A 15,433-nucleotide genomic window follows, 5' to 3' on the forward strand; every position below is an offset into this window, starting at 1 on the left:
ATCTCCTGTTATGAAATAATGTCTATTGGGTTAACCTTTATATTATATGACAAATGAGTGAAAAGTTTCCAGTTTCCTGTTTCTTGGGAACCAATAGGGCCGGTGGATAGGTGCCATAAGATTCAGAGGGTTCAAAAGGGCCCTACCCTATTTATCGTCCCCCCGCTTGCGGGGTGGCAAAGGAACTGGATTCGTAGGGAGCCAAAGGCGACTGAGAATCCAGTGACATGCTTTCCCGTGGAGGAAGGTGGTGCCGTAGGCACCAAAGGGGGCAGGCCCGTTGGGCCGGAGGGTTCGTAAGTTTGACAGCGGCTTTGCCGCTGAGGGTTGTGGATAGCCGCCATGGGCGGCTATGAGTTTATAAGGCCGCCCATGGCGGCCAGACCACTTTCGCAGGCAGCATTTGTCGCCTGTCAGAGCGTCTCCCCCGCCAACGCAGCAATATAACGTAACTCCCCTTTGAACCGGTCCGGGAGGCGTCAGCCGGTCCCGGACAGAACCCGTGGGCTGGCGCAGCTGCGCACAGTCCATGAACCCTCGCGGCGAAGCCGCGTGAACCTTCGGGAATACAGCTGCCCGTCGAAATCTCCTCAATATATTTTCTCTACTTTTGTTCCCGAATAATAATGGGTCAGTACGGTCTTATAGTAATCCCTGCCGTTTCCCTGCTTTTCCGCCATGGCTTCGGCGCCCCACTGGGAGAGTCCCAGGCCGTGCCCGTAGCCGTAGCCGGTGATAATGAGACTGCTTCCTTTCACGTTTAAATCGTAGAGGGTACTGTCCAGGCCATAGATGGACTGCAGTTTGTCTCCCGGAACGGTTCTGCTTCCATTTTTGCCGATAAGGGTAAAGCTCTTCACCCTGCCGGAGACACCGCGGTCGGCGCTTCGGTGGGCTTCCCCGATGCGGAGCTTCGACAGCTTGATGCCCTTCAGGCTTCCTACGCCGTAGCCGTAATTATTCATGGTGCGGATGAAGGAGGAAAGGGGCACGGTCTTTGTCCATGGATTTCCCACATAGGCCTCCTTGACGCCCCGGAGATAGGGAATGGTGCTTCCCCATACATTTTCACTGTTTTCTGTATACCCGCCGCCGCTGGAGTGGAAGAGGGCGTCAATGGGCTTTCCTCCGTAGGTGACGATTTCACCGGCAGTTTCCCGCACCGCCCGGCTGGTGGATTCCGTTTCCGCAGATACGCCGGAGTAGACCTGGGAACGGGTATCATCGGTCACATCGTAGCCGGAGGAGCGGTAGCCGTTCTTATGGTACATGGCATAGGTTCTGGCTGCCACGGCCTGGGCCTTCAGGGCATCCGGCTTCCAGGAAGGCACCGCTTCCGCCGGCACCACGCTCTGGAGGTAAAGCTCCATGGGCACCGCATTCACCACGGTAACGCCGCTGCCCCAGGCAGAGGGTATGAGCTTCACTTTGCCCCGGTAGCGGTTCCCCTTTACAGCAAAGGCAGGGGCGCTGTTTCCGGTGGTCAGGTACACCTTGTCCCCCGCTTTTTTGCCGTTCAGGAGAATGGTGTTTCCGCTTCTGGAAATGGAAAGGCGGGTGCCGTTTCCATATTTTCCTACCACCTTTCCTGCCGATTCCGCTTTGAAATCCGCAAGGCCTGTGACGGTCACTTCGCCGGAGGTAAGAAGCCCCACTTCCACATCGGGGCCCAGACTTGAGGTTTTATTCTCCGCTTTAGGCACGGCAGCGTTCCTTTGGGACGGGGTTCTCCTGGCCGGAGCGGATTTACGGGAAATCACCGCTTTCCGCTGGACGGGAATGGATTCGGCTTCCGCCGGAAGAGCGGCAAGGGAAAGGGCAAAGGGGAGCAGCAGAGCTGTCCATATTTTTTTATTCATCATGATTACCTTCTGAAGAAAATATTAAGAAGAATGGTGCCGACAACGCTCACCAGAATGCAGGAAATGACAGGGAAATAGAACTCCGTATTTCCTTTGGAAAAATGAATATCCCCCGGCAGATGGCCCAGGAATGTGAGCTTTCCCCCTGCCATGAAGAAGAGACCTGCCAGTATAAAGAGGATGCCTATAATGATTAAAGTCTTACCGGTCCCCATGGTCACCTTCAAAGAGGCTTGTCTCCCCCTCTTTACTGTGCCAGACAGCGCCTATGTGGTCATAGGCGGCAGCGGTGGCAATGCGTCCCCTGGGGGTCCTGGAAATGAACCCGATCTGCATGAGGTAGGGTTCGCACACATCTTCAATGGTGGCCCTTTCCTCGCTGACGGCGGCGGAAATGGTGTCGATACCCACAGGGCCGCCATTGAATTTGTAAATGATGGCCTTCAGGATTTCATTGTCCAGGTCATCGAGGCCGATGTCATCCACATGAAGGGCCGCCAGGGCTTCGGCGGCAATGTCCGCCGTAATGGCGCTTCCCTGTACCTGGGCAAAGTCGCGGATACGCTTCAGGAGGCGGTTGGCGATACGGGGCGTACCCCGGCTCCGGCGGGCGATTTCTTCAGCGCCGCTGTCCTCGATGTCAATGCCCAGAATGCGGGCAGCCCTGGTAATGATTTTCTTCAGTTCCTCCGGTTCGTAGAACTGCATATGGTTGGTAATGAGGAAACGGTCCCGGAGAGGCGCAGACAGGGATCCCGCCCTGGTGGTGGCGCCGATTAATGTAAAATGGGCCAGGTCAATGCGGATGGAGCTGGCGCCGGTGCCCTTCCCCATGACAATATCCAAAGCAAAGTCTTCCATGGCGGAATAGAGGATTTCCTCCACATTCCGGTTCAGCCGGTGGATTTCATCGATGAAAAGCACATCATGGTCCTGAAGGGTAGTGAGGATGGACGCCAGTTCTCCCGGTCTTGCAATGGCAGGGCCGCTGGTCACCTTGAACTGGCTCCCCAGTTCATTGGCAATGATTTTGGCCATGGTGGTCTTCCCCAGCCCCGGCGGGCCATAGAGAAGCACATGGTCCAGCGCCTCCTTCCTTGATTTGGCGGCGGCGATATACACCTTCAGATTCTTCTTGAAGGCCTCCTGGCCTATATAATCATCCAGCCTTTGCGGACGGAGAGAGGTCTGCCACTCATCCTTCGGCATTTCCTCTGTGGAAACGATGCGGCCCTTGCTGCCAAGCACCTCTTCCTCATCTTCACCGCCCAGACTTTTTATATACTTATTATTCATACATTACTCCCGGTTTCTTGCAAATTCGCGAAGTGCCGCGCTCACCAGCTTCGACACATTATCATAGGATCCGGCCAGCCTGCCCAGCACCGGCGTGATTTCATCCATTTCATAGCCCAGGCTCATGAGGGCCGTCACCGCCTCGCCGGTGACAGGATTTTCCTCCACCGCCGGCACCGCCTTTTCTTCCGGCACATCTTCCACCGCAAAGGCGCCGATTTTATCCTTCAGCTCCACCAGAAGCCTTTCCGCCGTCTTCTTGCCGATACCCGGCAGCTTCGTGAGCTTCGTCACGCTCTGGGTCTTCACTGCTCCCACAAAAGCGGAGGGCGTCATGGCGGACAGAATACCCATGGCCACTTTGGGCCCGATTTTTGAAATGGAAATCAAAAGGAGGAAGAGCTCGTACTCCTCTTCTCCCAGAAATCCATACAAAAGGATGGCATCCTCCCGGACTGCCATGTAGGTCAGGAGCTTCGCTTCCTCACCGCTTACAAGCTGCTGCCTTGTCTTATCGGAAATAAAAATCCGATAGCCTATGCCGCCGGCCTCCAGGAAGCAGGCGTCTTTAAATAACGCAGTTACCTTTCCTCTGATATATCCAATCATTTCATTCCCCCATACAACTGACGGTGCTCCACATGGTAGGCGGCGGTGAGCCCGATGGCCAGCGCGTCTGCCGCATCGTCGGGATCAATATTCTTCCTTATGCCCATGAGCCGCTTCACCATCTCAATGACCTGCTTCTTTCCCGCCCTGCCGTAGCCGGTCATCTGCTGCTTCACCTGCAGCGGCGTCACCGGCACGATAGGTATATTCTGCCGATACCCCGCCAGAAGGATGACGCCCCTCGCCTGGGCCACCTTGATGCCGGTGGTGATATTCGTATTGAAATAGAGAGTCTCCACCCCCATGAACTGGGGCCGGTAGGCGGCAATGAGCTCGCAGATGCCTTCATACACAATGTTCAGCCTCTCCAGGTCGCTCTGGTCCTTGTAGGTTTCAATAACGCCGTAATTGACAGGGGTAATCACGGTGCCCACCTTGTCCACCACCCCGAACCCGCACCGTCCGGTACCGGGGTCAATGCCTAATACACGCATAACTCCTCCTGTCTTCATGGCTGAAAAGTTTGTTCTTAACTCTTACATTATACCATAGTTTCAAAAGGTTCAGAGGGTTCAGAGGGAAAGGTTGACGCCTGCTCTGCAGGCGAGGGTTCTTAAGATTCTCAGGTTTGACAGGCCTGCGGCCCGAGGGTTGTGGTGGCGGCTGGCGCCGCAAGTTTTAAAAAAGGAGCGCGGCTGGCGCCGCGGGTTGTGTAGAAGGGTTGTGGTCCGCTTCGCTCAGGGGGCGACAGCGCCTTTGGCGCTGAGGGTGGTGGTAGCGGCTTCGCCGCAATTTTTAAAGGGGCGATGAGTTTGGTAATGCTGCCTTCGCTTTGCGGTTCCTCTCCGGCAGTAAACGGTAAAGAGCAAAGCGTAAGTTTTGAGGGCCCGGCCCCGGGGAAAGCGTCCCATTTGCCCTCATTGAGGAATGCAAGGGTGGTTAAGGCTCCCCTTTTCCCCACGAAAAAAAGCTGAGAAAAAATGATTGAACATTTTTTCTCAGCTTTTTGACTGCCTGTTACGGCAAACCATCGGTCATGAGATGGTGGTAATGTTCCTGAATCTTTCTTGTCACCGTGCCCACTTTGCCATCGCCGATGGGCTTTCCGTCGATGGAGAGCACCGGCACAATGCCGTCCTGGCTGTTGGTGAGGAAGACTTCTTCCGCATCCATCATGTTGTCCAGCCGCACCGGTTCCGCGCCGTCATCGATGGAAGTAACGCCGGCGGTGGGAGCTACGCGGGAGAGCACCAGGGAGCGGGTGATTCCGGGGATCATGAATTCATTCTTCGCCGGAGTCCAGATGACGCCTGCCTTGACGATGCACACATTGGAATGGCTGGCTTCGGTAAGAAGGCCGTCCTTGATAAAGATGGCGTCGTAGGCGCCTTTTTTCTGCGCTTCTGCCCGGGCCATCATGTTGTTCAGCTGGTTCAGGGAGAGGATGTCGCAGTGGTGGCCGCGGTCGTCGTTCATGGTAATGCACTTTACGCCGTCCTGCACTTTGGCAATGCTGTCCAGGTTAATGGGCTTTGCATAGACCAGCACATTGGGGCGGAGGGCGTTTCTGGAGGGGATGGTGAAGTCATGGTCGCCGCTGCCGCGGGTAACGATGATTTTCACATAGCCTTCGGTGACTCCCGTTTCTTCGATAACCACTTCCACGATTTCCGTAAATTCATCGGGCGCCGTCACCGGGCGGATGCCCAGAAGCCGCATGGAGCGGTACAGACGGTCCACATGATAGGAAAGGGCAAAGGGATGGCCCCGGAATACCCGGATCCATTCGTAGCAGCCGTCGCCAAACTGCAGGCCTCTGTCGTCGGCACTGATGATTTTGCTGAAATCATAGTAGAAATTGTGATTGTAGTAGATGGTAGTTTTTGCTTCTGCCATACCGTTCACCTCCGCAAAGGAAATAAGACTGCATTTCTTCACATATTATAACATATTAAGAGTGTTTTTCTTCCTTAAGAGCTTTGATTCTGGAAATCAGGAGAGGCATGAACTGTTTCAGGTCCGCCACCACCGCATAGTCCGCCATTTCCATAATCGGCGCCCTGGCATCTTTGTTCACCGCAATGATGATGTCCGCGTTCACGGCGCACATATGCTGCATGGCGCCGGAAATGCCCAGGGCAAAGTATACCTTCGGAGCCGTGCCCTTGCCGGTCTGTCCGATCTGGCGGCTGTGAGGTTCCCAGCCCAGTTCGGAAATAGGGCGGCTGCAGCCTACCGCAGCGCCCAGAAGGTCAGCCAGTTCGTGCACCTGTTTCCATTCTTCACGGCTGTGGAATCCGCGACCGCCGGCCACCACGATTTTCGCCGTTTCCACCGGATTTTCATCCTCTTCTCCGGCAATGATTTCCTTCAGAATGGTACCCAGATCCTTTTCCTCAAGGGATACGGATACTTCCTCCACTTCTCCGGTGCGGGATTTATCGGCCTTAGGGTATTTGAAAATGCCGGGACGCACGGTGCCCACCTGGGGGCGGTAGAGAGGACTTACAATATCCGCCATAATATTGCCGTCCATGGCGGGGCGGGACCAGATAACCAGGCCCTTTTCCTTATCGGCGGAAAGCTCCGTCACATCAGCGGTAACGCCGCACACCAGCTCCGCTGCCAAGCGGGGTGCCAGGTCTCTTCCTAAGGGAGTGGCAGCGATGATGATGGTATCCGCCTTTTTCTCCTTAAAGAAAGGAGCCAGTGCCTTCTGATAGGCCTTGCCGTCATAATGGGAAAGGAGGCTGTTTGTCAGTACATACACCTTATCCGCTCCCAGAGGGATAAGGGATGCCGCCTCCTCTTCCAGACGGTCGCCGATGAGGACGGCACACACCTTTTCACCCAGTTCATCTGCCAGCTTTCTGGCTTCGCCGGTGAGCTCGCCGGTCACCCTCTGGATCCTGCCGTCTACGAGAGCGCCAATTACATATATTCCTTTATATTCAGAAAAATCCATCATTGCCCTCCTATGCAAGATTCAGTTTCTTCAAAGCCGCAGTAAGCTCATCAGCCGCATCTTCCGCCGTCCCGCCTTCAATGCGGAGATTTTCTTTCTTCGGCGGCACCACCGGACGAACCTGCCTTACCTGGGTAGGCGACCCCTTCATGCCGATGCGTGCTGCATCCACATTGAGGTCGGCGGCGGTAAGATTTTTGACTTCCACCTCTTCCTTCTTCAGGATCCCCTTAATGCTGGGATAACGGGGCTTGTTCAATTCCCCGGTGCAGGTAATAAGACCGGGAAGTTTCATTTCCAGTACTTCCCTGTTATCTCCCATCTGCCTTTCCACAGTGAGGAAGCCTTCCTTCTCACAGGAAATGCCAACCGCTGCGCTTACGTCGGACATCCCAAGAGTGGCAGCAATTTCCGGTCCCACCTGGGCTGTATTGCTGTCGATGGATTCCTGTCCGCATAAAATGAGGTCAAAGGACCCGATTTTTTCAATGGCCCTGGACAAAGTATAGCTGGTGGCCAGGGTATCGGCGCCGCCAAATGCGCGGTCTGTCACCAGGTAAGCCTCATCGGCTCCCATGGAAATGGCCTCCTTCAGCACCGCTGCCGCCTGAGGCGGCCCCATGGAAATCACCGTCACCCTGCCGCCTGCCTGATCCCTCAAAGCAAAGGCCGCTTCCAAAGCGTTCCTGTCCATAGGATTCATAATGCTGTTTGCATTATTCCTCTTCAGTCTACCGGTGGCCGGATCCACCTCCATTTGGGAAGTATCCACCACCTGCTTCACGCAAACCATAAATTTCATAATAACCCCCTTAAAAACAACTGCAAGGCTTCATTCTTTAGAAGATTTTATCTATTTTAGTATATCATATAGGGGCCTTCCGCGGCATACTTATTTATGGACGGCCGCTTTGCGGCCGAGGTTCAAAAGGTTCAAAAGGTTCAGAGGGTTCAGAGGATGTAGAATCGCCGCCTTTGGCGGCGATTTTTATAACTTCCCTGAACCAGCCCGCTCTGTGGGCTGAACCCATCGGTCAGTGCATCAGCACATGACCCATAGAACCGGGGCGTCCAAAAGGCGCCTGAACCCGCCTGATTCCGGGAATAGTGTTCCGAATTCCTTTGTATGACGGCCCCTTTCTCACTTCCGTCCTTCCACGCAGGCATTGCCCAGAAGTCCTTTCAGCGCTTCTTCCGCTTCTTCGGAGAAGTCAAGGAAGAATTTCGGCACCATGCGGATTTCCTGTCTTGTCCTCTGGATATGGAGGAATACCGGCGTGTCTCCATGGTATTTCAGAAGGATACGGCCCAGGGCGTCGCTGACCATGTTGTTTTCATGCCTTTCATCCACATAGAGGTGGACAGCCGCCACCGGCGGGCGGACGGCTTTATGGAAGGTGGACAAGGGGATAATGTCATCGGCCAGGATTTTCACTTCCCTTTCATTGGACTGCACCCGGCCCCGGACGCAGACGGCGGCGTCCTCAGTGAGGATGGGCCTTACCTTTTCCCACACCGACGGGAACACCACCGCTTCCAGCTCACCGTCGTAGTCTTCTACAGTCACATAGCCCATGGGTGCCCCTTTCTTTGTCATGGTGCCCTTCACATGGGCCACGGTGCCGCCGATGGTGACGGTGCGGCCGTCATAGCGGGCGCTTTCTGCATTCAGCTGGTAAATAGGCGTGCAGCGGGCCATCTGTTTTTTATAGGCATCCAGGGGATGGCCGCTGACATAGAAGCCCAGGAGCTTTCTTTCCCATTCGATTTTTTCATTCTGCGGTATATCCGGCAGCGGCGGATATACAATGGTTTTGGCGCTGTCCATATCACCGAAAAGGCTCATCTGCCCCGATTCCCTGTCTTCCCTTACGGACTGGGCATTGCTGATGGCCTCCGGCAGCACCGCCAGAAGCTGGGAGCGGTTATGGCCCAGGGAGTCCAGGGCGCCGCAGCGGATGAGGCTTTCGCAGGCCCGGCTGTTCAGTCCCCGGCTGTCCACCCTTTCCAGGAAATCGCTGATGTCCCGGAAGGGCCCTCCTTTTCTTCTGGCCTCGATAATGCCTTCCACCGCATTTTCCCCTACATTCTGGATGCCGTCCAGGCCGAAGAGGATTTTATTTCCTTTTACCGAGAAATAGGCGTCAGACAGGTTCACGTCCGGAGCGGCGATTTCCACACCCGCCCTTCTTGTATCGGAAATATAGCGGCTCACCTTTTCCCTGTCGCCGATGTAGCAGGTCATCATGGCCGCCATGAATTCAGGACGGAAATGGGCTTTCAGGTACGCCGTCTGCCAGGCAATCCAGCCGTAGCACACGCTGTGGGATTTGTTGAAGCCGTAGCCGGCGAAGTGAACCATGAGGTCAAACACGTAATTGGCAGTCTTCTCATCCACCCCGTTCTTCACGGCCCCTTCCACGAAGGTATCCCTGTTCTTCTGCAGGATTTCCGGCTCCTTATGGCCCATGGCGCGGCGGAGCATATCTGCCTGTCCCAGGCTGAATCCCCCCATGGCGGAGGCGATCTGCATGACCTGTTCCTGGTAAAGGATGACGCCGTAGGTTTCCTTCAGAATCGGTTCCAAAGACGGATGGGGATATTCCACCGGGATTTCCCCATGCTTTCTCTTAATGAAATCTTCCGCCATGCCGCTTCCCAGAGGGCCCGGCCGGTAGAGGGCCACCATGGGGATAAGATCCTCGAACCGGTCCGGATGGAGCTTCATGAGAAGGGAAGTGAAGCCGGAGGATTCAGACTGGAACACACCGATGGTATCCCCCTCGCAGAGCATACGGCAGGTGGCTTCGTCTTTATCAGGGATATGGTTGATATCCAGCTTGATGCCCCGGTTCTTCTCTATCATTTCCAGGGCGTCATGAATAACCGTCAGATTTCGGAGACCCAAAAGATCCATTTTCAGAAGGCCCAGCTGCTCCACCTGATCCTTTTCATACTGGGTCTGGATGAAATTGTCCTGGGTGAGCTGGATGGGCACATAGTCGTCTACGGGGTTGGAGCAGATCACCACGCCGGCAGCATGGGTGCCGGAATTTCTTGAAAGTCCCTCCAGATCCAGGCAGTGGTCGATGAGACTGTGCACCTGGGGATTGGACTCATAAAGATCCTTGAATTCCCGGGAGCCGTCCAGCGTCTTCTTCAGCGTCACCCCGGGGCCGGAAGGTACCATTTTTGCAATCTTATCCACATCCCGAAGGGGCATATTGGTCACCCGTCCCACGTCCCGGATAACCGCCCGGGCAGCCAGGGTGCCGAAGGTAATAATCTGGGCCACCTGCTCCTTCCCGTACTTCCGGGCCAGGTAATCAATGACCTCTCCCCGCCGCCGGTAGCAGAGATCCGTATCAATATCCGGCATGGACACACGCTCCGGATTCAGGAAACGTTCAAAAAGGAGGTCAAAGCGCAGCGGATCGATTTCCGTAATATGAAGGAGATAGGCCACAATACTCCCTGCCGCACTGCCGCGACCCGGCCCGATGGGAATACCATGGGACTTGGCATAGCGGATGAAATCCATGACAATGAGGAAATAGTCGGAAAAGCCCATGTGCTCGATGACGCCCAGCTCGTAATCCATGCGCTCCTTCTCCTTTCCCGTAGGACGGGGATAGCGCTCCGGCAGTGCCTCTTCGCAGAGCTTCCGCAGATAGGACTTGGACGTCTCCCCCTCAGGCACATCAAAGGAAGGGAGCTTGTGCTCCCCGAAGGTCAGCGTCACATGGCACCGGTCCGCAATCTTCTTCGTATTCTCAATGGCACCGGGATATTCCCCCAGGATGGCTTCCATTTCCTCTCCGCTCTTGCAGTAGAACTCGTTGTTGGCAAAGTGGAAATGGTAAGGGTCGTCCAGCGTTTTTCCTGTGGAAATGCAGAGCTTGATTTCCTGGCTTCCTGCATCCTCCTTCTTCGTATAGTGGAAATCGTTGGTAGCCACCAGCCCCAGACCATACTCCTTCGCCAGCGCCGCCAGAGCAGGCCGCACCGCCGCTTCTTCAGGAAGGCCGTGATTCTGGAGCTCGATGAAATAATTGTCCTTCCCGAAAGTATCAATGTAGAACTGGATCACCTTCCGGGCCTTCTCCATGTCATGATTCAGGATGGCCTGAGGAAGCTCGCCCCCCACGCAGGCGGACATGGCAATAAGCCCCTTATGATACTTCACAAGGAGATCATGATCCGCCCGGGGCTTGAAATAATATCCCTCCGTCCAGGACTTGGAGCAGATTCTGATAAGGTTCTGGTAGCCCTCATTATTTTCAGCCAGAAGAATCAGATGGGCCAGCTTCTCCTTCTCGCCCCCCGCCCTCTTCTCAAACCGGCTTCCCCGTGTAATATACACCTCACAGCCGATAATAGGCTTGATTCCCTGGGCCATGCACTCCTTGTACAGGTACACCGCCCCGTACATGACACCATGATCCGTAATGGCCAGCGCCGTCTGCCCCATATCCTTCACATGGGACACCAGCTCCTTAATGCGGCAGGTGCCATCAAATAAGCTGTATTCTGTATGCACATGAAGATGAACAAATGGATCCATGGTCCCTCCTGAAATCACTGAAAAAGGTTTTTGTTTTATTGTATCACACAGGGCAGGGAAAAAGATTCTATTAGATTGACACAGTCTCCGGCAATGAAATTTATACCCCTGCTATTTAGTGATGCTGGTAGAAAGCCTTGAACTGAAAAGACGTCTCTTTTATTCCTATATAAAACTATTATAGGCTCATATATCTTGAAATATAAAATGAAGGACACGAAAAAAGCTCTGCCATTGCTGACAGAGCTTTTTCTCTTTGTGGCGGAGAGAGGGGGATTCGAACCCCCGTGACGGTATTCGCCGTCAACATGATTTCCAATCATGCACCTTAAACCGCTCGGACACCTCTCCATGCTGCTTATTCCCTAGCCTTGCGGCCAGCGCCTTGTTTTTTTCATCAGTGGTTGACTGACCTATATAGTATACCAATCGAGGCGATATATGTCAAGCAATTTTTGAAATTTTTTCAAAATTATTTTTTCCCTTTGCCGGAGGGAGGAAAAAAGTTCCTGTGGTGGTAGCACACCATACCCCCATGATAGACAGGAAACCTTTCACAAATGGTTTCCTATGGATGTGACACACCATACCCCCATGCCGGACAGGAAACTTCATGGCACAAAAAAGAGCCATGAAGCAATGATTATCATTTCTTCATGACCTTTATCCCTGCTTATGCTTTTTCCGCAGAGCCGGCTCCATGTCCCTGACGCAGGTTGCGGCGCCATGCGTAGAGGCCGTAGTAGAGGAAGGCACAGGCTGCGGAGCCTACGCCGACCAGAGAGTAAATGCCCGAAAATCCCAGGGGGCCTTTGAAGGCGCCGAGGATGTAGGGGCCTACGCCCAGTCCCAGATCCAGCATGACGAAGTAGGTGGATACGGCCACACCGATACGGACTTCGTCCACCAGTTTCACGCAGATGGCCTGTCCGTTGGACATGAAGGTGCCGTAGCCCAGGCCTACGAAGACGCCGGCCAGGAGCATTTCCCAGCTTCTGGTGGTAACAGACAGGATGAGGAGTCCTGCCGCCAGGCAGAGGAAGGTGGGATACATGACGAAGTCTTCGCCCTTCTTATCGAACATAACACCGGCCACAGGGCGGATGAAGGTGACAGAAAGGGCATAGACCACGAAGAACAGGGTGCCTGCGGTCATGAGGTGGAGTTCTGCCGCATAGGTGGCAAGGAAGCTCAGTACGCTGGAATAGCAGAGGGCTACGAAGAAGCCTACGATGGAAATGCCCATTACCTTGGGTTCCAGGAAGCTGGAAAGGTTGATTTCCTTCAGTTCCGCCCTGCGCTCTTCGGTGATTTTCATTTCATCCACTTTCATAATGAAGGCGGCAGCCAGGCAGGCCAGTACCATGACCACGGAGAAGAGGATGATCATGTTAAAGGAGAGGAACTGCTGCATAATCATGCCGATGAAGGGGCCGATGGCAGCTGCCAGGCTCATGCTGAGGGCATAGTAGTTGATGCCTTCGCCCCGCCGCTCTGCGGGAATCATGGCAGATACGATAGTACTGGTGGCGGTGGAGGCAATGCCGTAGCCCACGCCGTTCAGAAAGCGTACGGCGTACATAATGGGGAGGGTGTTGGCTGCAAAATACATGCAGGTGGTCACCAGGTAGAAGAGGATGCCGGCGTAAAGCATTCTTTTACGGCCGTAGATTTCCACAGACCGGCCGGCCACCAGCCGGGCCGCCAGGGTGCCAAGCACGAAGATGCCCGCTGCCAGGCCTGCTTCGCTGACGGTGGCATGAAGGGAATGGATGGCCTCAGATGCGATGATGACCACCAGCATATAGTAAATAATGTAAATAAGGAAATTAACAAGGGTGTCCAGGATGAACCCCCGGGTCCACAGACGTGGTTTGACTGCCATAATAAAAAATCAACCTCTTTCTATGCAGTACTGACGGGACCTTACGTACGGTCCTTTTTGAAATACGGACACCATTATACCTTTTCCCTCCTGCCTTGTATAACAGATAAAAAAGATGGGTGTTATCGTAAAAAACGATAACACCCATTGAACATCAGTTTTTTGAATCAGTCATTGTCCGGAAAGCTCAATCAGCAATACAGCTGACACTCCCATGGTTATTTCCTGCCGCAAACAGGATAGAGGGAGATCTCTCGACTCAGAGTTTCATGGCAGTCCGGACACCCTTTCTGCCATACCGGCATGCAGACCCGCTCGAGATGACGAAGCGGCAGACAGCTGATCATCATTCAAAAGGGAACAAACCGCGCCATAACCGCCACACTCCATGGTCATTTCGAAGGCCCGTTATAGCGGATGTGCTTTCCCGGGAAGCTGGCCAGCACCTGGTCCACATAGGCCTGAATCAGGCGGATTTTAGGATGATTTCTCCGATAGATAAGGTAGCATTCCGCTTCCAGGGGCGTCTCCAGCTCATGGAGCCCCCTGTGGCAGCCCAGGGCCGTGAGCAGACGGTCCGGCAGAAGGGCGCCGGCCTTGTTCTCCTGGCAGTAGTGAATGATGGCATAGGGGGAAGAGAGCCGGGCAGACACCTGGGGCTTCAGGGCAGCGTCCCTGAAATAGCGGACATAAATCTGGTTCATATAGTAGGTGGTGGGATAGAGCACCAGGGGCGTGGAAAGAATCTGCTCTACGGTAAGAGGCTTTTTCCCCATGTCCATCAAGGGACCGTAGTACACCATATGATCCCGGCCGAAGGGCACCACGTCGTATTCGTCCTTTCCCGCCCCATCAGGCAGGCTCTGCTCCACAAAGTAGGTGGAAACCACATCCAGCCTCCCTTCCGTCATGGCCTGGTGGATCTGGTAGGTGGGCATGTCATACACATTGAATTGGATCTGCCGGTTCAGCCGCTGGAAATGGGCAATATGCCGGTTCATATGGATGTCCCCCAGGGAACGGAGGATTCCCACATTGAGCTCCACCGCCCCTTCCTCTGCAGCAGGACGGATGTCCTCTACGATTTTCCCCAGTTCCTCCATCCATGCCCGGATACGGGGCAGGAACCGCTCCCCTTTTTCGGTGAGATGGCTTCCTCTCCTGGATCTTTCAATCAGCTGCACCCCCAGAGTGAATTCCAGCCTTTTGATCTGGGCACTGAAAGCGGACTGGGTAATATTCGCTTCCCTGGCAGCCCGGGCAAAATTCCCCACCCGGCCATATATGATAAAGCACTCCATCTGTGCAATGGTGGGCAGATTTTCCGACATAACTTTTCTCCATTTCCGGCAAAAATGATGAAATAAAAATTTTGCCTTTATCCTTTCAATACACCACTTCCACCAGGGTCAGTCCCTGGGGCGGCGCGGTGAAACCGGCCTCTGCGCGGTCTTTCGCCTCCAGAATGGCAGGGATTTCCTCAGCCCTTTTCTTACCCTCACCGATCTCCACCAAAGTGCCGGTGATGATACGAATCATATTCTGCAGGAAACCGTCGCCCCTGTAGTCAATGGCCAGCTCGCCGCCGGAAAGGGTAAGGGAAATATCACGAATGGTGCGGACAGAAGATTTCTTAAAGTGCTTATTTCCGCAGAAGGACATGAAATCATGGGTGCCCAGAAGAAGGGCGGTCCCCTTTTTCATGGTGTGCACATCCAGCACCTCCCCCAGCTGCCACACATAGCGCCGACGGAATACATCCTTCTCTGCACTTAAACGGATACAGTAGCGGTAGTGCTTCTCTCTGGCGGAAAAGCGGCTGTGGAATCTTTCGTCCATAATGGTAAGGCCGTGAATGGAAATATCATCGGGCAGAGCCCTGTTCCATGCATCCTCAAGCAATTTCAGGTCATACTCCTCCTGCAGATGGACATTGGCATACTGCCCTATGGCATGGACGCCGGCATCGGTCCTGCCGGCGCCGATTACCTGCCCCTTTACGCCGGTAATCTTCTCCAGCGTGTCTTCCAGCTTCCCCTGAATGGTCTCCCTTGTCCGCACCTGCCGCTGCCAGCCCTCATAGCGGCTTCCGTCATAGGAAACGGTAAAACCGTAATTCATCACAATCCCTGCCTTTCGTTTTCTCTATTGTCTATTATAGCAAAAAGGCAAAAGGTTCTTAAGATTGACCGGTCTAGGGAAGCGCTGATTAAATCACTGTCTGCTTTTATTCTTGAATTTTTATGCAATGC

General features: G+C 54.2%; 12 protein-coding genes and 1 tRNA gene. All 13 read right to left on the reverse strand.

All coding sequences use genetic code 11. From position 1 onward, the window contains the following. Positions 1-590: 590 nt before the first annotated feature. Positions 591-1,862 carry a SpoIID/LytB domain-containing protein gene (locus B2Y11_RS07790; RefSeq protein WP_291057896.1) on the reverse strand — a complete coding sequence of 424 codons (1,272 nt, stop codon included), beginning with the start codon at positions 1,860-1,862 and terminating at the stop codon, positions 591-593. 2 nt (positions 1,863-1,864) lie between these two features. Beyond that, the gene (locus B2Y11_RS07795; RefSeq protein ID WP_291057897.1) at positions 1,865-2,077 is read right to left on the reverse strand and encodes a DUF2905 domain-containing protein; all 213 of its coding nucleotides are present in this window, start codon (positions 2,075-2,077) and stop codon (positions 1,865-1,867) included. Further along, a complete protein-coding gene (gene ruvB / locus B2Y11_RS07800; RefSeq protein ID WP_291057898.1) occupies positions 2,064-3,158 on the reverse strand; it encodes a Holliday junction branch migration DNA helicase RuvB in 1,095 nt (364 codons plus the stop codon). The genes B2Y11_RS07795 and ruvB overlap by 14 nt, the downstream gene beginning before the upstream one ends. Before the next feature lie 3 nt (positions 3,159-3,161). Next, complete coding sequence (ruvA, locus tag B2Y11_RS07805; protein WP_291057899.1) at positions 3,162-3,767, reverse strand: Holliday junction branch migration protein RuvA; 606 nt, start codon at positions 3,765-3,767, stop codon at positions 3,162-3,164. Continuing rightward, the gene (gene ruvC, locus B2Y11_RS07810) at positions 3,764-4,261 is read right to left on the reverse strand and encodes a crossover junction endodeoxyribonuclease RuvC (protein ID WP_291057900.1); all 498 of its coding nucleotides are present in this window, start codon (positions 4,259-4,261) and stop codon (positions 3,764-3,766) included. The genes ruvA and ruvC overlap by 4 nt, the downstream gene beginning before the upstream one ends. Positions 4,262-4,784: 523 nt before the next feature. Beyond that, complete coding sequence (locus B2Y11_RS07815; RefSeq protein ID WP_291057901.1) at positions 4,785-5,663, reverse strand: aminotransferase class IV; 879 nt, start codon at positions 5,661-5,663, stop codon at positions 4,785-4,787. A gap of 55 nt (positions 5,664-5,718) precedes the next feature. Beyond that, positions 5,719-6,732, reverse strand: a complete 1,014-nt coding sequence (locus tag B2Y11_RS07820) for an electron transfer flavoprotein subunit alpha/FixB family protein (RefSeq protein ID WP_291057902.1) — start codon at positions 6,730-6,732, stop codon at positions 5,719-5,721. Positions 6,733-6,742: 10 nt separating this feature from the next. Continuing rightward, positions 6,743-7,534, reverse strand: a complete 792-nt coding sequence (locus B2Y11_RS07825; RefSeq protein WP_291057903.1) for an electron transfer flavoprotein subunit beta/FixA family protein — start codon at positions 7,532-7,534, stop codon at positions 6,743-6,745. Positions 7,535-7,873: 339 nt separating this feature from the next. Continuing rightward, positions 7,874-11,296: a DNA polymerase III subunit alpha gene (locus B2Y11_RS07830; protein WP_291057904.1), complete on the reverse strand. Its 3,423-nt coding sequence runs from the start codon at positions 11,294-11,296 to the stop codon at positions 7,874-7,876. 259 nt (positions 11,297-11,555) lie between these two features. Then, positions 11,556-11,647: transfer RNA gene (locus B2Y11_RS07835), tRNA-Ser, on the reverse strand. 322 nt (positions 11,648-11,969) lie between these two features. After that, positions 11,970-13,181 carry an MFS transporter gene (locus B2Y11_RS07840; protein ID WP_291057905.1) on the reverse strand — a complete coding sequence of 404 codons (1,212 nt, stop codon included), beginning with the start codon at positions 13,179-13,181 and terminating at the stop codon, positions 11,970-11,972. Positions 13,182-13,573: 392 nt separating this feature from the next. Continuing rightward, entirely contained in the window at positions 13,574-14,512 is a 939-nt protein-coding gene (locus tag B2Y11_RS07845) for a LysR family transcriptional regulator (RefSeq protein WP_291057906.1), read from the reverse strand. A 55-nt stretch (positions 14,513-14,567) separates the two neighbouring features. After that, on the reverse strand, positions 14,568-15,302 hold the full coding sequence (gene truA, locus B2Y11_RS07850) for a tRNA pseudouridine(38-40) synthase TruA (RefSeq protein ID WP_291057971.1): 735 nt from the start codon (positions 15,300-15,302) through the stop codon (positions 14,568-14,570). Between the last annotated feature and the right edge of the window lie 131 nt (positions 15,303-15,433).

This window comes from Dialister sp. UBA1703, assembly GCA_002320515.1.
Taxonomy (GTDB): domain Bacteria; phylum Bacillota; class Negativicutes; order Veillonellales; family Dialisteraceae; genus Dialister.

Excerpts from the sequence above, each read along its gene's own strand:
- B2Y11_RS07790 (WP_291057896.1), bottom strand. The coding sequence starts at position 1,862 with ATGATGAATAAAAAAATATGGACAGCTCTGCTGCTCCCCTTTGCCCTT.
- B2Y11_RS07795 (WP_291057897.1), bottom strand. The coding sequence starts at position 2,077 with ATGGGGACCGGTAAGACTTTAATCATTATAGGCATCCTCTTTATACTG.
- ruvB (WP_291057898.1), bottom strand. The coding sequence starts at position 3,158 with ATGAATAATAAGTATATAAAAAGTCTGGGCGGTGAAGATGAGGAAGAG.
- ruvA (WP_291057899.1), bottom strand. The coding sequence starts at position 3,767 with ATGATTGGATATATCAGAGGAAAGGTAACTGCGTTATTTAAAGACGCC.
- ruvC (WP_291057900.1), bottom strand. The coding sequence starts at position 4,261 with ATGCGTGTATTAGGCATTGACCCCGGTACCGGACGGTGCGGGTTCGGG.
- B2Y11_RS07815 (WP_291057901.1), bottom strand. The coding sequence starts at position 5,663 with ATGGCAGAAGCAAAAACTACCATCTACTACAATCACAATTTCTACTAT.
- B2Y11_RS07820 (WP_291057902.1), bottom strand. The coding sequence starts at position 6,732 with ATGGATTTTTCTGAATATAAAGGAATATATGTAATTGGCGCTCTCGTA.
- B2Y11_RS07825 (WP_291057903.1), bottom strand. The coding sequence starts at position 7,534 with ATGAAATTTATGGTTTGCGTGAAGCAGGTGGTGGATACTTCCCAAATG.
- B2Y11_RS07830 (WP_291057904.1), bottom strand. The coding sequence starts at position 11,296 with ATGGATCCATTTGTTCATCTTCATGTGCATACAGAATACAGCTTATTT.
- B2Y11_RS07840 (WP_291057905.1), bottom strand. The coding sequence starts at position 13,181 with ATGGCAGTCAAACCACGTCTGTGGACCCGGGGGTTCATCCTGGACACC.
- B2Y11_RS07845 (WP_291057906.1), bottom strand. The coding sequence starts at position 14,512 with ATGTCGGAAAATCTGCCCACCATTGCACAGATGGAGTGCTTTATCATA.
- truA (WP_291057971.1), bottom strand. The coding sequence starts at position 15,302 with ATGAATTACGGTTTTACCGTTTCCTATGACGGAAGCCGCTATGAGGGC.